Here is a 16,110-nt window from a genome sequence, read left to right on the forward strand (position 1 = left end):
TGGCAGGGCGCTTCAGCCCAGGGTGCCGCCCACCTTGACGTGCCCCTTCAGCAGGTTGCGCGCGATGGTCCGGCGCTGGATCTCGTCGGTGCCCTCGTAGATCCGCAGCAGCCGCAGTTCGCGGTACCACCGCTCGACCGGCAGTTCCCGCGTGTAGCCCATTCCGCCGTGGATCTGCAGGACGCGGTCGACGATCTCGTTCGCTTTCACCCCGCCGTACAGCTTCGCCATCGACTGCGCGTGCCGCGAGTCCAGCTTCTGGTCGACCTGCCAGGCGGCGTGCAGCACCAGCCAGCGCAACGCCTCCAGTTCGGTGCCGGAGTCCGCGATCATCCACTGGATCGCCTGGCGCTCGGCGATCTTCTGCCCGAACGTCTCCCGTGTGTTGGCGTGCTCGATGGCCATCGAGATCAGCCGTTCGCAGGAGCCGATCGCGCGGGCGGGCAGCAGGTAGCGGCCGGCGCCGATCCACTGCATGGCCAGGTCGAAACCGTGGCCGAGTTCACCGAGGATCTGCGTCTCCGGCACGCGGACGTCCTCGAAGACCAGCGCCGCCGGGCCCCATTCACCCATGGTGTCGATGTATTCGGACTTCCAGCCCGCGTCGCGATCGACGAGGAAGCAGGTGACGCCGCCGTTCGCCCCCTTCTTGGGGTCGGTGATCGCGAAGACCAGCACGAAGTCGGCCTCGTTGCCACCGGTGATGAAGGTCTTCTCGCCGTTGATGACCCAGTCGGTGCCGTCCTTGCGGGCGGACGTCCGGATGGCCTTGGCGTCCGAGCCAGCGCCGGGTTCGGTGATCGCGAAACACGACTTGCGTTCGCCCGAGATCGTCGGGAGCAGATAGCGCTCCTTCTGCTCGTCGTTGGCGTAGTAGAGGATGTTGTCCGCGGCGCCGCCGAAGCGGAACGGCACGAACGTGCGGCCGAGTTCGGCCTCCAGCAACGCGGTCATCACCGCGGACAGGCCCATGCCGCCGTACTCCTCGGGCGTCTGCACGCCCCAGAAGCCGGACTCCTTGGCCTTCAGCTGGAGTTCGCGCAGTTCCTCGCCGGTGAGGCCCGGCTGACCGGCGCGTTCGCGGCGCAGCACCTCCTGCTCACGCGGCATCAGGTCGCGCTGGACGAACGTGCGGACCCAGTCGCGCACCTCGCGTTCCTCGACGCTCAAAGAGAAATCCATGGTCGGCCCGCTCCTGTTCGGCATTGACTAAGCGCTCGCTTAGTTCAGCGTACCGCTTCGGTTGTCGTTCGCCGAGAAGTTGTCATAAGTTTTCGCGACCTGTTCTCTTCTCGTCGAAGGGCACCCATGAGCACGGAACAACCCGCGGCGAAGCGGGACCGCACCCATTACCTCTACATCGCCGTCATCGCCGCGGTGGTGCTCGGCATCGCGGTCGGCATCCTGTTCCCCCAGGTCGGCAAGGAACTGAAGCCGCTCGGGACCGGGTTCGTGAATCTGATCAAGATGATGATCTCGCCGATCATCTTCTGCACGATCGCGCTGGGCGTCGGCTCGGTGGCGAAGGCCGCGAAGGTCGGCCGCGTCGGCGGGCTCGCGCTCGGCTACTTCCTGGTGATGTCGACGGTCGCGCTGGTCATCGGCCTGGTCGTCGGCAACATCCTGCAGCCCGGCTCCGGCCTGCATCTGACCCCGGAGATCGCCGAAAAGGGCCAGGGCCAGATCGCCAAGAGCGAGGGCACCGTCGAGTTCCTGCTCGGGATCATCCCGGAAACGCTGGTCTCGGCGTTCACCGAGGGCGAGGTGCTCCAGACGCTGCTGGTCGCGCTGCTCACCGGGTTCGCGCTGCAGAAACTGGGCACGAAGGGCGAGCCGATCCGGCGCGGTATCGAGCACATCCAGCGGCTCGTGTTCCGGATCCTCGCGATGATCATGTGGGCGGCCCCGGTCGGCGCGTTCGGCGCCATCGCCGCCGTCGTCGGCGAGACCGGCTGGAAGGCACTGCAGAGCCTCGCGGTGATCATGCTCGGCTTCTACATCACCTGCGCGCTGTTCGTTTTCGTGGTGCTCGGGCTGATCCTCGGCCTGCTGGCCAGGGTCAACATCTTCAAGCTGCTGAAATACCTCGGCCGCGAGTTCCTGCTGATCTTGTCGACATCGTCGTCGGAATCGGCGCTGCCGCGGCTGATCGCGAAGATGGAACACGCCGGGGTGTCGAAACCGGTCGTCGGCATCACCGTGCCGACCGGATACTCGTTCAACCTCGACGGCACCGCGATCTACCTGACGATGGCGTCCATCTTCATCGCGGACGCGCTCGACAAACCGCTGGCCATCGGCGAGCAGATCTCGCTGCTGGTGTTCATGATCATCGCGTCAAAGGGTGCGGCGGGCGTCACCGGTGCCGGGCTCGCGACGCTGGCGGGCGGTCTCCAGTCGCACCGGCCGGAACTGGTGGACGGCGTCGGGTTCATCGTCGGCATCGACCGGTTCATGTCCGAGGCCCGCGCGCTGACGAACTTCGCGGGCAACGCCGTCGCGACCGTGCTGATCGGCACCTGGACCAAGGAGATCGACCGCGAGCAGCTGGACCGGACCCTGAACGGCCGATCACCGTTCGACGAAGCGACGCTTCTCGACGAACATCCGAGTGAAGCCGGGGCGGAATCGGGTAAGAAGGAGATGTGATCGAATGTGCGGTCCGCTGGTCCCCGCCCCTGCCCGCTGAACCCCGGTTCCTGGCTTTGCTCGACGAGCTCGAGCAGGGCCGGTACGCCAACTACCGCCAGGACATCGACAAACGCCGGTTCCTGACCGGCCGAGTGCTGGCGAAGACCGTCGCCGCCGAACGGCTCGGCCTGGCCGTCGAGGACGTGAGCTTCGACGCGACCTGCGACGACTGCGGCAAACCGCACGGCCGTCCCAGGGTGCCCGGCGCGGCGCTGATGCTGTCGATCTCGCATTCCGGCGACCTCATCGGCGTCGCGGCCACCAGCGGGACCCCGGTCGGGCTCGACGTCGAGACCGCCGGCAGGCGAGCCGATGATTCGCTCATCGAGTACGCGCTGAGCCCGCCGGAGCAGGCCGCGATCGCCGGCCTGCTCGACGAGCAGCGCGCGACGGCGTTCTTCACGTACTGGACGCGCAAGGAAGCAGTCATGAAGGCCACCGGGAAGGGCCTCAAGATCCCGTTGCAGAGCATCACGTTCTCCGGGTACGACGAGGAGGCGCGGCTGGTCCGGTCGGGCAACGCGGCCCTCGACCCCGCACGGACGCGGCTCGCCGACCTGAAGGCGACCGAGGGCTACCGGGCCGCCGTCGCACTGCTGACGGCGGACGAAATCTCGGTCACCGAAGACTTCGCGACCCTCTGACCCCCACGCGATTAGTCCTCTAGTTGCGGTAGTTGCGCGTGCAAGTACCGCAACTAGAGGACTAATCGCGTGGGGGTTAGATCTCCAGGCCCATGGCGGCCAGCAGGGTGCGGAACTTCGCCGACGTCTCGTCCAGCTCGGTCCGGGGGTCGGAAGCGGGCACGATGCCGCCGCCGGCGTACAGCCGCATGGAGGTGTCGGCGATCTCCGCGCACCGGATCCCGACGGCCCATTCACCGTCTCCGGCCGCGTCGACCCAGCCGACGGCACCCGCATAGTACGCGCGGTCGAACGGCTCGAGTTCCTGGACCAGCGAGCGCGCGGCGTCGGTCGGCGTACCGCAGACGGCGGGCGTCGGGTGCAGCGCGGCGGCGAGGTCCAGCGCGGTGACGTCCTGGTCGATCAGCTCGCCGGTGACGGTCGTCGAGAGGTGCCAGATCGCCGGAGTCGTGACCAGTTCGGGGCCGCGAACGTCGAGGGCACGGCAGAACGGCCGGAGGATCTCGACGACGGACTCCACCACCACGGCGTGTTCGAGGTGGTCCTTTTCGGACGCCAGCAGCGCCTGACCGTTCGCCTTGTCGATCGCCGGGTCCGCCGACCGGGGCATCGACCCGGCATGCGGCCTGGACACGACCGAACCACCGGTGCGGGACAGCAGGAGTTCGGGAGTGGCGCCGACCAGCGTGCGCCCGCCGGGCAACTGCGCGGCGTAGGTGGTGTGCCGGGGGTTCCCGTTCGCGAGGTTCCGGACGACGTCGGCGACCGGGACGGCCTCAGCGAAGCCGAGATCGAGCGCACGGGCCAGAACCACTTTGCGCAGGTCACGGTCGCTCAGTGCGGCGACGGCCGCGCGGACGGCGGCGAGATGCGCCTCCGGTTCGGGCACGGGAGTGACCTTCACCGGCCCCGGAAGCGCGGTGCGCGGCGGAACGGCCGCGTGATCGGCCGACGCGCGGTGCACCGTACGAGGCAGAACCAGGTGGCTCGGCGTCGAGGTGGTGTCGAAGGGCAGCACTCCGACCGCGATCGGAGCACCCGAGTCGGTGAACAGCCCCGGGAGTGCCCGGGACAACCGCGCCGGATCGGTGTCGGTCGCGGTGGCCGCGGCCCCGCTCGCGAGGAGCGCGTGCCGAGCCGTGGCCAGGAGGAAGTCTCCCCGCTCGTAGCGGGCGGCCAGGTCTGCCGGGGTCGCTGGTGCGGTACTGGTCGTCACCCCACCAGCGTCCCAGGCTCCGGCTGAGACCAGGGGAAGGTGTCGCCCTGGCGACAGCCTCTCGGGCGACACCTTCCCCTGGTCAGCCCGTGACCTGGGCGGAAGCGTTACTTCAGCGCCTCGAGGAGGGCCTCGCGCTGCCGCTCACCCAGGCCGGCGGCGCGCCGGTCCGGGTCGATGCCGGCCTGCTCCAGCAGGGCGGCGACCTTGACCGCGCCCAGACCGGGGACGGCCTTCAGCAGCTGCGTGACCTTCGTCTTGCCGATGGTCTTGTTCTCCTTGGCCTGCTTGAGCACCTTGTCGATGCTCTCCTTGCCGGACTTGATCGACGCAAGCAGCTCGGAGCGCGCCTTGCGAGCCTCAGCCGCCTTGGCGAGGGCATCGGCGCGCTGCTCCGGAGTCAACGTGGGCAGAGCCAACGTAGTAGTCCTTTCATCTCAGGTCTCCGCTTTCGCGGCCGACGGCCTTTACCCATGCTTGCGAGAGCAAGCGCTGGCCAGCCGTCTCTGTACCACGGCCCCAGTAAACGCCACCCGTTCCGCGACCGTGAAACCGACACGCACTTATTACCCCTCGACCACGTCATGGGCAACCGCCCCAGCCTGCGGAAACACGCCTTTCGGGCGGTGTTTCGATGGCGTTCATCACCCTTATGAGCGATACCTCGACTTCGCACTGTTAGCCATTTTTCGTTTCATGGTAGGAAAAATACGAATTATTGACGATCTTGACCCGAACCGGCGGACACCCGATAGCGCGACACTGTGACCGAACGGTTGCCCGCGACGTTACTGACCAGTTCACCCCAGCCGGATTAGAGTCGACCCAACCCCAGTTCACCGGCGACCGAGCACTACCGGGAGTACACGATGTTGAGCACGATGCAGGACGGACAGCTGTCCATCGCCAGACTGCTCCGCCACGGCGCAGGAGTGCACTCCGCGAGCGAAGTCATCACCTGGACCGGTTCAGAAGCCCGTCGTGAGACCTACGGTGAGCTCGGCAAGCACGCCGCGCGGCTCGCCAACGCCCTCCGGAGCCTGGGTATCACCGGCGACCAGCGCGTCGGCACCTTCATGTGGAACAACGCCGAGCACACGGCCGCCTACCTGGCCATCCCCGCCATGGGCGCGGTGCTGCACACGCTGAACATCCGGCTTTTCCCGGAGCAGCTGGTCTTCGTCGCCAACCACGCCGAGGACCAGGTCGTCATCGTCGACGGCACGCTGGTCCCGTTGCTCGCGAAGCAGCTCCCGGAGCTGAAGACCGTGCGTCACGTCATCGTGGCCAACGGCGACGCCTCCACCCTCACCGCGCCAGACGGCGTCCAGGTGCACTCCTACGACGAGCTGCTGGCCGCCCAGCCGGACACCTTCGACTGGCCCGAGGTGGACGAGCGCTCGGCCGCCGCGATGTGTTACACCTCGGGCACCACGGGTGACCCGAAGGGCGTCGCGTACTCCCACCGGTCGATCTGGCTGCACTCGATGCAGGTCACCATGACCGACAGCATGCGGCTGGCCCAGCACGACAAGGCCCTCGCGATCGTCCCGATGTTCCACGCGATGGCCTGGGGCATGCCGTACGCGGCGCTGATGGTCGGCGCGTCGCTGCTGATGCCGGACCGGTTCCTCCAGCCCGCCCCCATCGCCCAGATGCTCGACACCGAGAAGCCGACCTTCGCCGGCGCCGTCCCGACGATCTGGCAGGGCCTGCTCTCGCACCTCGACGCGAACCCGCAGGACATCTCCCACCTGCGCGAGGTCATCGTCGGCGGCTCGGCCGCGCCGCCGTCGCTGATGCACGCGTTCGAGGACCGCTACGACGTGCCGATCCTGCACGCCTGGGGGATGACCGAGACGTCGCCGCTGGGCAGCGTCGCACGTCCGCCCGCCGCCGCCACCGGCGAGAAGGCGTGGGAGTACCGCTACACCCAGGGCCGGTTCCCGGCGTCCGTCAGCGCGAGGCTGATCGGCGACAACGGCGAGGAACTGCCTTGGGACAACGAAAGCGTCGGCGAACTCGAGGTGCAGGGCCCGTGGATCGCGGGGTCGTACTACAGCGGCACGACCGGTGACGGGGCCGACCCGGAGAAGTTCCACGACGGCTGGCTGCGCACCGGCGACGTCGGCAAGATCAGCCAGGACGGCTACCTCACGCTCACCGACCGCGCGAAGGACGTCATCAAATCCGGTGGCGAGTGGATCTCCTCGGTGGACCTGGAAAACCAGGTGATGGCCCACCCCGCGGTGGCCGAGGCGGCCGTGGTCGGCATCCCGGACGAGAAGTGGGACGAGCGCCCGCTGGTCGCCGTCGTGGTCAAGGAAGGCCAGACCGTGACGGCCGAAGAACTGCGCGAGTTCCTGTCCGGCAAGGTCGCGAAGTGGCAGCTTCCGGAGAATTGGACCTTTGTGGACGAAGTCCCCAAGACCAGTGTCGGCAAGTTCGACAAGAAGCGGCTGCGGGCGTTCCACTCCGAGGGAAAGCTCGACATCAGTCAGCTCTAACGGGTTAATCTCCCGCGCGCCTGCCCTTCCGTGAAGGTGATCTTGAGGGACGCTGTCTCTCAAGATCACCTTCACGGAAGGGTTTTGTTGGTGCGTAAGACAAGCAGGCGGACGTTCCTGGCACTGGCGGGGACGGCCGCGCTCTCCGCCTGCGGGTCGAACACTGTCCAATCAGGAAACCCGCCACCTTCGACGGCCTATTCCGCCGGGGTGACCCGGCCGAAACCGAAGCCGGTGGACCTCTCCCAGTGGTACCACCCGTACCCCGAATCGGGGGTCCAGGAAGCCGTCACGCGCTACGCGGCCGCGTACCAGAAGTCCAAGGTCGCCGTGCAGTGGAATCCCGACGACTACGAGACGAAACTCGCCGCCGCACTCCAGGCGGGCCCGGTTCCGGATGTCTTCGAAGGCCAAGTCACCGTCGACCGTGTCCGGCAGAACCTCCTCGTCCCACTCGACGACATCATCGGCTCCGTAAAAGGCGATTTCACCGCAGCGGCACTCGCGGCCCAGATCGTCGACGGCAAGACGTACGGGATCCCGCAGGCACTCGACACCCAGGTCCTCTTCTACCGCAAGAGTTTCCTGCAGGAGGCCGGAGTCCAGCCGCCACAGACGCTCGACGAACTCGTCGACGTGGCAAGGAGACTCTCCAAAGACGGCGTCAAAGGGCTGTTCGCGGGCAACGACGCCGGCGCGGCCGCGCTCGCCGGTCCGCTGCTGTGGGCCGCGGGCCTCGACTACGTCAAGGACGGCAAGTCCGTCGGCTTCGACGATCCCCGCGCCGCGACGGCGTTCACGAAACTGCGTGACCTCAACGGTTCATTGCTGCTGGGCACTTCGACGGACTGGGCGGACCCGATCCCGTTCATCGACGGGCTCACCGCCATGCAGTGGACCTGGCTGTGGAATCTGCCGAAGATCCAGGACACCATGGAGGACGATTTCGGCATCCTGGCCTTCCCCCGGCTCGACGCGGCGGGCGCGCCGTCCGTCCCGGTCAGCGGGTTGAGCGCGATGGTGCATTCGAAGAGCCTGAACCCCAACGCCGCCAAGGACTTCGTCAAGTGGCTGTGGCTGGAGCGCACCGACTTCCAGCAGGAGTTCGCCACCAATTTCGGCTTCCATCTGCCCGCACGCCTGAGCGTGCTCGACAAGATCGCCCCCGCGAACGACGCCGCCCGGCTGGTCAAGGAGACCGGTCGCGCCGCCGGTCCACTGTGGACGCCGATGGCGAACACCGTGCTCGTCGAGGCAGTGGGCCGGATAGTCCGCGACGGTGCCGATCCGGTCGCCGAGACGAAGGCCGCCATCGAGGCCGTCAAAGCGGAACTGGGTCGCCTGTCCGCGTGAGCCGCCGCGAGCGGACGTAAGCGACGAGCAGTACGGTCGACAGGATCACCGCGCCGCCGTCGGCGACCAACGACGGAGGCACACTTGGCCAGCCGAGCGCGGCCCGGTGCACCTCGCGCCCTGTTGCTGAGCCACCGGGACGCGGCCGCGTTGCCGCGGGAACGGCCGCCGACCGGGCACTCGCTTGGCGGAAACCGTCTCCGCACGAAAGTCCGACGAAGGATTCCAGACTCGGCGGGGCTTTCGCTCGGCAAACCGGGTAGGACGTGCTTTCGGATTTCCGCAGCCGGGCCGCGGCATCGGCTGGTCCCTCACCCAGCCGTACCAGCGGCCCGCCTCCGCGAATCCGAGGCCTCCGGCCGAAAAAACGCGCACGCGTGTCCCCGCCCAACCTGCCAACCCCAGTTGGGAGACACGCCTTTAGTCGCCGGAAACGCCCCAGATGGCCAGTTCGACGGCGACGTCGTCCTCGTAGAGCAGCGCACAGTTCGCGCTCCAGCGCGGACGGCGTTCGTACGGCAGCCGTCCCGCCTTGTCGAGTTCGTCGAAGCCGGCGACGGACGGCTCCTCGGTACCGAAGGCGATGAGGAGTTCGGCGTCGGTCAAGGGCCGGATCGTGCCGAAGTCGTCCTCACCCGTGGCGCTGATGAACTCGTGGACGTCGAGCACCGAATGGGTCCCGGACTCTTGGACGCTCTCCACCTCGTAGAGCTCCTCGACCGAATCCGGGCGGCCGAGCTCGTCCTCTTCCCAGAGGTAGTCGCCCTCTTCGAAGACGCGTGCCTTCATCGCGTCCAGCGCCGCTTCCGGATCACCGTCGAACCGGCCGCGGACGGACCAGGCCGAAGCACCCACCGGGCCACCTCCTCACTCGCCGAGCGACCAGCTTAACGACCACGACGCGAGAACGTTCGGCCGAACGTGACAATCTTTCGTATTGCCCTTTTCTGGCGTTCACCCCACGGCTAATGTCTTCCGGCATCGTCCTTCCGCGACATCCACCCGCGACGAGTAGGGGCACCGCCATGTCCGACATCTCAAGGCGCACCTTCACCGCGGCAGGCGCCGCCGGCGTCGGCCTGCTGCTGTGCACCCCGACCGCCAACGCGCTCGACCGGGCTTTGGCACGCACCACCAGCCGCGCGGTGCGCACCGCGGGTACCACGCTGGAATCCGCCGCGGCGCCGGTGAAGAGCGGTCCGGGCTACACCCGGTTGACCGCGGGCCCCGGCTGGCCGCTCGTGGTCAGGGGCGATCTCGCCGCGCCGAAGTCCGGCCGCGACGACCGGCGCCGGGCGATGGCCTCGTTCGCGCAGTTCACCGACCTGCACTTCACCGACGCCGAGAGCCCGGCGCGGTTCGAGTACCTGCACCCGTTCATCGGCTCGGCGCACCGGCCGCAGGAGACACTCGGCCCGGTCGCGACGACGGCGCTGGTGGAGCGGGTGAACAGCCTCGAGGCGGGCCCGTTCACCGGGCGGGCGATCGACTTCATGGTCACCACCGGCGACAACACCGACAACCACGAACTGATCGAACTCGAATGGTTCCTCAAGGTGCTCAACGGCGGCACGGTGAACCCGACGTCGGGCGATCCGAACGCGCACGAAGGCGTCCAGACGTCCGGCTCGTCGCACTACTGGAACCCCGGCAAGACGCTGGACGACGCCTACACGAAGAAGGGTTTCCCGCAGCTGCCCGACCTGCTCGACGCGGCTTCGAACACGTTCACCTCGCCCGGTCTCGACGTCCCGTGGTTCTGCACCTTCGGCAACCACGACGACAGCATCGTCGGCACACTGCCGGACCTGCCGGGGATGGACGCCTGGTACACCGGCCGGTTCAAGGTGATCGGCAAGGACGAGACGACGTCGAGGAAGCTCGCGAAGGCGATCGGCTCGGGGTCCGGCGTACCCATCACGGAGCTGTTCGGCGGCTCGGGCACGATCCGCGAGATCACCCCCGACGCGCGACGGCGGCCGTTCAGCACCGCGGAGTTCGTCCAGCGCCACCTCGACGCGGCCAACACCGGCCCAGGCCCGGTGGGGCACGGGTTCAGCGGCGACAACGCCGACGGGCGGAATGTGTACTACACCTTCCGGATCGCGCCGGGTGTCGTCGGCATCAGCCTCGACACCACGACGATGGCGGGGCTCGCGGACGGGTCGATCGGGCTCGGGCAGTTCACCTGGGTGGAGAACACGCTCAAGCGCAACAGCTCGACGTACTACGACTTCTTCGGCCGCAAGGTCACGCGGAACGTGACGGACGAGCTGTTCATCCTGTTCAGCCACCACACCAGCGACACCATGGGCAACGTGCTCCCGGACGCGCGGCACCCGCTGGAGCCGCGGCTCGACGGCGACACTTTCGTCTCGCTGCTGAACCGGTTCCCGAACGTGCTGGCATGGGTCAACGGGCACACGCACCACAACAAGATCACCCCGCGCCCCGGCAAAACGGCGAAGCAGGGCTTCTGGGAGATCAACACCGCGTCGCACATCGACTTCCCGCAGCACGCGCGGATCATCGAGGTCGCCGACAACGCTGACGGCACGTTGTCGCTGTTCACGACCCTGATCGAGGCCGAAGCGCCGTACGAGGCCGCGTACTCGGACACCTCGACGCAAGCGCTTGCTTCGCTGTATCGGGAGTTCTCTTACAACGACATCCACGCCTCGCTCACCGCCGTCGGGACGCTACAGGACCGGAACACCGAACTCCTGCTGCCGAACCCCCTCGCCTGACCCGCGGCCTGGATCTCCCGCGTTTAGTCCTCTGGTTGCGGTACTTGCACACGCAAGCACCGCAACCAGAGGACTGAACGCGGGGGCTGGTCGCGAAAGTGACACAGACTCGAGCCGTCTTGCAGACAACTGTTTACATACCTCGCGTGACCGGCGAAAATCCCTTGCCTACTGGGTGGACACGGAGGATGGAGCCGGGATGCGCATACGAGGGCTGGTCACGCTGCTGACGATCGCGACGATGACCGCGGTGACGGCACAGGCGGTGGAGGCGAGCCCCGGCAAGCCGGACGACGAGTCGATCGACTACCACGAATGGTCCGGTCAGCGCGGTTTCCGTGACGGCAGGCTGGAAGGGCTCGACCTGCACCACGGCGAACTGCGCATCGACCGCCCGATCGGCACCATCGAACACACCGAACCCGCACTCGGCACCACGAAGACCTACGAATACGGCCAATGGACGTCGAAGAGCCACAAGCACGGGTTCGACGCCTCTCAGCTGATCGCCTCGTGGAACGCGAAGACACCCGCCAAGACCTGGCTCAAGATCGAGGCGAAGGGCCGAACCTCGTCGGGCGCCGAGACCGCCTGGTACGTCATGGGCCGGTGGGCCAGCGGGGACGCCGACATCAAACGCACCAGCGTCGACGGCCAGAGCGACGCCGACGCCGCGGTCGACGTCGACACGCTGGTCATGAAGGCGGGCGTCGCGCTCCGGTCGTACCAACTGCGGGTCAGCCTGTACCGCGAGGCCGGTTCCCGTGCCACACCGTCGGTGACCTCGCTCGGCGCGATGACGTCGCTGGTCCCGGACCGGTTCGAGGTCCGAGCGACGCAACCGGGCCGCGCCACCGGGATCGAACTCAAGGTGCCCGCCTACGCCCAGAACCTCCACAAAGGACAATTCCCCGAGTACGGCGGTGGCGGCGAGAGCTGGTGCAGCCCGACGTCCACCGAAATGGTGGCCGAGTACTGGGGCAAACGGCCCAGGCGCGAGGACATGACGTGGATCCCGGAGGGTTACGTCGATCCGACCGTCGCGTACGCCGCCCGTTATACCTTCGATCACGCTTACGACGGAACCGGCAACTGGCCGTTCAACACCGCGTACGCCGCTTCACTCGGACTGCGTGGGCACATCACCCGTTTGCACTCCTTGAACGAACTCGAAAACTACATCGCGCGCGGCATCCCGGTGATCACGTCACAGTCGTTCAAGGCCGAGGAACTCGACGGCGCGGGTTACGGCACCGCCGGGCACATCATGGTCGTCGTCGGCTTCACGAAGGACGGTGACGTGATCGCGAACGACCCGGCCGCCAGCAGCAACGACCAGGTCCGAAGCGTCTACAAGCGACACCAGTTCGAGACGATCTGGCAGCGCACCAAGCGGTACAACACCACGGGCGGGGTCTCCGGTGCTCCGGGTGGCGTCGTCTACCTCGTCACGCCGCGCTGAGGGACGCACTGAAACGATTCCGCACCCGTGCGGATGTCGCGACCCGGGTTGGTTCCGTGGCAAGCTGCATGGATTCCATCCGCGCGCGCAGCGCGTCCGTTGAGGGCGGCGGCGGGGGCATGGATGGAGAACTCACTCGGAGGTAAGCATGCCGTACGAGGTCCAGGGCGTCGTTTCCCGCGCCAAGGGTGAACCGGTCTCGCTGGAGTCCGTGACGGTGCCCGATCCCGGGCCCGGCGAGGCCGTCGTCTCGGTCAAGGCGTGCGGCGTCTGCCATACCGACCTGCACTACCGCGAGGGCGGGATCAACGACGCGTTCCCGTTCCTCCTCGGCCACGAGGCCGCGGGGTTCGTGGAGGGGGTCGGTGACGGCGTCACGGACCTCGAACCGGGTGACTACGTGATCCTGAACTGGCGCGCGGTCTGCGGCACCTGCCGGGCCTGTCGCCGGGGCAAGCCCTGGTACTGCTTCTCGACGTTCAACGCCGCCCGGCCGATGACACTGGCCGACGGCACCGCTCTGTCGCCGGCCCTCGGCGTCGGCGCGTTCGCCGAAAAGACGCTGGTCCACAGTGGACAATGCACGAAGGTCGACCCCGCCGCCGAACCCGCCGTCGCCGGGTTGCTCGGCTGCGGGGTGATGGCCGGTCTCGGCGCGGCGCTGAACACCGGCGCGGTGAGCCGCGGTGACTCCGTCGCGGTCATCGGCTGTGGCGGCGTCGGTGACGCGGCCATCGCCGGGGCGAACCTCGCCGGCGCGAAGACCATCATCGCCGTCGACACCGACGACCGGAAACTGTCCTGGGCCGAGGACTTCGGCGCCACACACACCCTGAACAGCAAGGGGCTGAGCGAAGACCAGGTCGTCGAAGCGATCCAGGAGTTCACCGACTCGTTCGGCGCGGACGTCGTGATCGACGCGGTCGGCAGGCCCGAAACGTGGCGTCAGGCCTTCTACGGCCGCGATCTCGCGGGCACGGTCGTGCTCGTCGGCGTCCCGACCCCGGACATGCGGCTGGACCTGCCGCTGATCGACTTCTTCTCGCGCGGTGGCTCGCTCAAGTCGTCGTGGTACGGCGATTGCCTGCCCTCACGTGACTTCCCGATGCTGATCGACCTCTACCTCCAGGGCAGGCTCCCGCTCGACAAGTTCGTCACCGAGCGGATCGCGCTCGACGGTGTCGAGCAGGCCTTCGAGCGGATGCACCAGGGTGACGTCCTCCGCAGCGTGGTGACGTGGTGAAACTCTTCACCGACGCCGATTTCCCCGCCGACCCGTACCCGGGAGCGCGGCCGGGTCATTCGTTCGTCCACTTCGACGGCGCCGGGCACAGCCTCGACACCGCGCCGGAGGGCTGGCGCGAACGCCAGGCCGTGCTCGCCTACGGCTCGAACGCGTGCCCGTCCAAGATCACCTGGCTGCGGGAGAACATGGGCCTAGCCGGTCCGGTCGTCGTCTGCCACGCGCGCTGCACCGACCTCGCCGCGGTGTGGGCGTCCGGCCTGCGGTTCCGGGACGGGCAACGGCCCGCGACGCTCGCCGCCGCCCCAGGGGTCGTCGAAGAGCACTCGATCTGGTTCGCGTCCCCCGAGCAGCTTGCCGTGCTCGACGAGTGCGAGGGCAACAGTCGCCGCTACAGCCTGGTGCGGCTGACCGCCCCGGCCATCACCCTCGACGACGGCACCGTGCTCGACGACGTGGTGGCGTACGTCGGCGCGGCGGACATCCGCCTGCCGATCCTCGTGGACGGCAGGCATATCCGCGTCGCCGACCTCGAACAGCGCCGGGCCGCGGCGCTGGAGGGGATCCCCGCCGAGACGCACGGCCTGGACTGCACGCTGGTCGACGCCGGGAGCCTGGTCAAAGAAGCTTCCCGGGATTGAGGATCCCGGCCGGGTCGACGGCCTTCTTCGCCGCTCGCAACACCTCGACGCCGATCTCACCGATTTCCGCCGCCAGATAGGGCGCGTGGTCGACGCCGACGGCGTGGTGGTGCGAGATGGTGCCGATCCCGGTGATCGCCTCCGACGCCGCGGCCTTCGCCCGCCGCCACTGGCCGACCGGGTCGGCCTCGTCGCGTGCGGTGAGCACGGTGAAGTACAGCGACGCGCCCGTTTCGTAGGCGTGCGAGACGTGGCACATGATGATGGCCCGGCCGAGGGTGGCGGTGAGCGCGGCACGCACGGCGTCGCGCAGGTCGCTCAGTTCCGCCCAGTACGCGGCCGTTTCCACGGTCTCGACGCAGACGCCGTTGTCCATCAGGGCATCCCGCTGGCGCGGTCCGGAAAACCGGCCGCGGCGCCAGGATTCTCCGAGCGTCCGCCCGATCCGGACGGCGCCGAACGGCTCCAGCACCCTCGTCGTGTCCTGACGGCGCCGCGCGACCTCGCGCTTCGACGCACCTTCCCAGCCGACGATGAGCAGGCAGGGATTTGAAATCCCTCGCAGACGGACGTACCGGCGCAGCGCCTTGGTCTTCCAACTGTCGTTGAGCGCCAGCGAAACCTCGCTTTCGTCCACATCGGACAATCGGGTGATGTCCGCCAGCGCGTGCCGCTGGGCGAGTTCGCGCACCGCGGCGGTGCCGTTCTCCCAGCCGTCGACGACGTAGCCCTCGTAGCGGCGCACTTCCGGAACCGGGCGGACACGGAGGGCGACCTCGGTGATCACACCGAGCGTGCCTTCGCTGCCGACGGCGAGATGCCGCAGGTCGGGTCCGGCCGCCGACGCCGGCGCGACACCGAGTTTCCATTCACCGCGCGGGGTCGCGAGCCGCACGCCCGAAACCATGTCCTCGAACCGGCCGTAGCCCGACGAGGCCTGCCCGGCGGACCGGGTCGCGGCGAATCCGCCGATGGTGGCGCGTTCGTAGGACTGCGGAACGTGTCCGAGGGTGAAGCCGTGCGCGGCGAGCAGCCGGTCGGCCTCCGGGCCCGTGACGCCCGCCTGCAGGACCGCGATCCGGGACACGGGATCGACGGAGACCAGGTCACCGAGCCTGGTGAGGTCGAGCGCGATCACCGCCGCCTTGTCCCCGCGCAGTGCCGAAACCCCGCCGACGACCGACGTCCCACCGCCGAACGGGACGACACCGACGTCGTGTCGTGCGCAGATTTCCAGCACCGACTGGACTTCGTCGGGATTCTCCGGCAGGACGACGGCGTCCGGCACCGGGAAATCACCGAACCCCCGTCGCCGCAGCAGGTCCAGATAGGACAAACCGCTCGCTCTCGCGAGCCGCTCACCCGGGACCACCAGGACGTGCTCGGCGCCGACGAGGTCCTCGAGATCACGTTTCGGCTGTTCGCCGAGCGCCGAATCGGGAACGGACGAGGTCGAAATCCCCGCGAACGGCACCGCCGAGCCCAACGGGCCGATACGCTGGACGAGCCATCGCAGCGCCTTCACCGGAAGGTGGGCCGCGTCACCGGCTCCGGGCGTCCAGGATCGTCTTAACCGGTGGTCAATAAGCTCTGTCACGACTACAGT

13 protein-coding genes are annotated in these 16,110 nt (G+C 68.0%); 8 read left to right on the forward strand and 5 right to left on the reverse strand.

Going from position 1 to position 16,110, the window contains the following annotated elements; all coding sequences use genetic code 11:
• Window positions 1–12: 12 nt before the first annotated feature.
• Entirely contained in the window at window positions 13–1,182 is a 1,170-nt protein-coding gene (locus ACM6LR_RS33385; protein ID WP_414945223.1) for an acyl-CoA dehydrogenase family protein, read from the reverse strand.
• 126 nt (window positions 1,183–1,308) lie between these two features.
• On the opposite strand from ACM6LR_RS33385, the gene ACM6LR_RS33390 reads away from it, so the two are divergent.
• Together ACM6LR_RS33390 and ACM6LR_RS33395 are read left to right on the forward strand one after the other, a co-directional pair.
• Complete coding sequence (locus tag ACM6LR_RS33390; protein WP_414945224.1) at window positions 1,309–2,649, forward strand: cation:dicarboxylate symporter family transporter; 1,341 nt, start codon at window positions 1,309–1,311, stop codon at window positions 2,647–2,649.
• Entirely contained in the window at window positions 2,646–3,335 is a 690-nt protein-coding gene (locus ACM6LR_RS33395; RefSeq protein WP_414942286.1) for a 4'-phosphopantetheinyl transferase family protein, read from the forward strand. Before ACM6LR_RS33390 ends, ACM6LR_RS33395 begins: the two co-directional genes overlap by 4 nt.
• Before the next feature lie 76 nt (window positions 3,336–3,411).
• On the opposite strand, the gene ACM6LR_RS33400 is transcribed toward ACM6LR_RS33395, so the two are convergent.
• Both ACM6LR_RS33400 and mihF read right to left on the reverse strand, forming a co-directional pair.
• On the reverse strand, window positions 3,412–4,551 hold the full coding sequence (locus ACM6LR_RS33400) for an isochorismate synthase (RefSeq protein ID WP_414942287.1): 1,140 nt from the start codon (window positions 4,549–4,551) through the stop codon (window positions 3,412–3,414).
• Between the two features lie 107 nt (window positions 4,552–4,658).
• Entirely contained in the window at window positions 4,659–4,970 is a 312-nt protein-coding gene (gene mihF / locus ACM6LR_RS33405; protein ID WP_005155963.1) for an integration host factor, actinobacterial type, read from the reverse strand.
• Window positions 4,971–5,420: 450 nt separating this feature from the next.
• Here mihF and ACM6LR_RS33410 point away from each other — a divergent pair, with 450 nt between their 5' ends.
• Both ACM6LR_RS33410 and ACM6LR_RS33415 read left to right on the forward strand, forming a co-directional pair.
• Window positions 5,421–7,058, forward strand: a complete 1,638-nt coding sequence (locus tag ACM6LR_RS33410; RefSeq protein WP_414945225.1) for a long-chain fatty acid--CoA ligase — start codon at window positions 5,421–5,423, stop codon at window positions 7,056–7,058.
• A 90-nt stretch (window positions 7,059–7,148) separates the two neighbouring features.
• Window positions 7,149–8,411: an ABC transporter substrate-binding protein gene (locus ACM6LR_RS33415; protein WP_414945226.1), complete on the forward strand. Its 1,263-nt coding sequence runs from the start codon at window positions 7,149–7,151 to the stop codon at window positions 8,409–8,411.
• A gap of 420 nt (window positions 8,412–8,831) precedes the next feature.
• Here the strand turns inward: ACM6LR_RS33415 and ACM6LR_RS33420 are convergent, their stop codons facing one another.
• Complete coding sequence (locus ACM6LR_RS33420) at window positions 8,832–9,266, reverse strand: hypothetical protein (RefSeq protein ID WP_409493723.1); 435 nt, start codon at window positions 9,264–9,266, stop codon at window positions 8,832–8,834.
• Between the two features lie 170 nt (window positions 9,267–9,436).
• On the opposite strand from ACM6LR_RS33420, the gene ACM6LR_RS33425 reads away from it, so the two are divergent.
• From ACM6LR_RS33425 to ACM6LR_RS33440, 4 genes are all read left to right on the forward strand, one after another.
• Window positions 9,437–11,158 carry a TIGR03767 family metallophosphoesterase gene (locus tag ACM6LR_RS33425; protein WP_414942290.1) on the forward strand — a complete coding sequence of 574 codons (1,722 nt, stop codon included), beginning with the start codon at window positions 9,437–9,439 and terminating at the stop codon, window positions 11,156–11,158.
• A gap of 199 nt (window positions 11,159–11,357) precedes the next feature.
• Window positions 11,358–12,620 carry a C39 family peptidase gene (locus ACM6LR_RS33430; RefSeq protein ID WP_414942291.1) on the forward strand — a complete coding sequence of 421 codons (1,263 nt, stop codon included), beginning with the start codon at window positions 11,358–11,360 and terminating at the stop codon, window positions 12,618–12,620.
• Between the two features lie 148 nt (window positions 12,621–12,768).
• The gene (locus tag ACM6LR_RS33435) at window positions 12,769–13,863 is read left to right on the forward strand and encodes an S-(hydroxymethyl)mycothiol dehydrogenase (protein ID WP_414942292.1); all 1,095 of its coding nucleotides are present in this window, start codon (window positions 12,769–12,771) and stop codon (window positions 13,861–13,863) included.
• A complete protein-coding gene (locus tag ACM6LR_RS33440; protein WP_414942293.1) occupies window positions 13,857–14,504 on the forward strand; it encodes a gamma-glutamylcyclotransferase family protein in 648 nt (215 codons plus the stop codon). Before ACM6LR_RS33435 ends, ACM6LR_RS33440 begins: the two co-directional genes overlap by 7 nt.
• On the opposite strand, the gene ACM6LR_RS33445 is transcribed toward ACM6LR_RS33440, so the two are convergent.
• Window positions 14,482–16,101 carry an FAD-binding oxidoreductase gene (locus tag ACM6LR_RS33445; protein WP_414945227.1) on the reverse strand — a complete coding sequence of 540 codons (1,620 nt, stop codon included), beginning with the start codon at window positions 16,099–16,101 and terminating at the stop codon, window positions 14,482–14,484. The genes ACM6LR_RS33440 and ACM6LR_RS33445 overlap by 23 nt on opposite strands.
• Window positions 16,102–16,110 lie beyond the last annotated feature (9 nt).

The organism is Amycolatopsis sp. cmx-11-32 (assembly GCF_047608695.1).
GTDB lineage: Bacteria > Actinomycetota > Actinomycetes > Mycobacteriales > Pseudonocardiaceae > Amycolatopsis.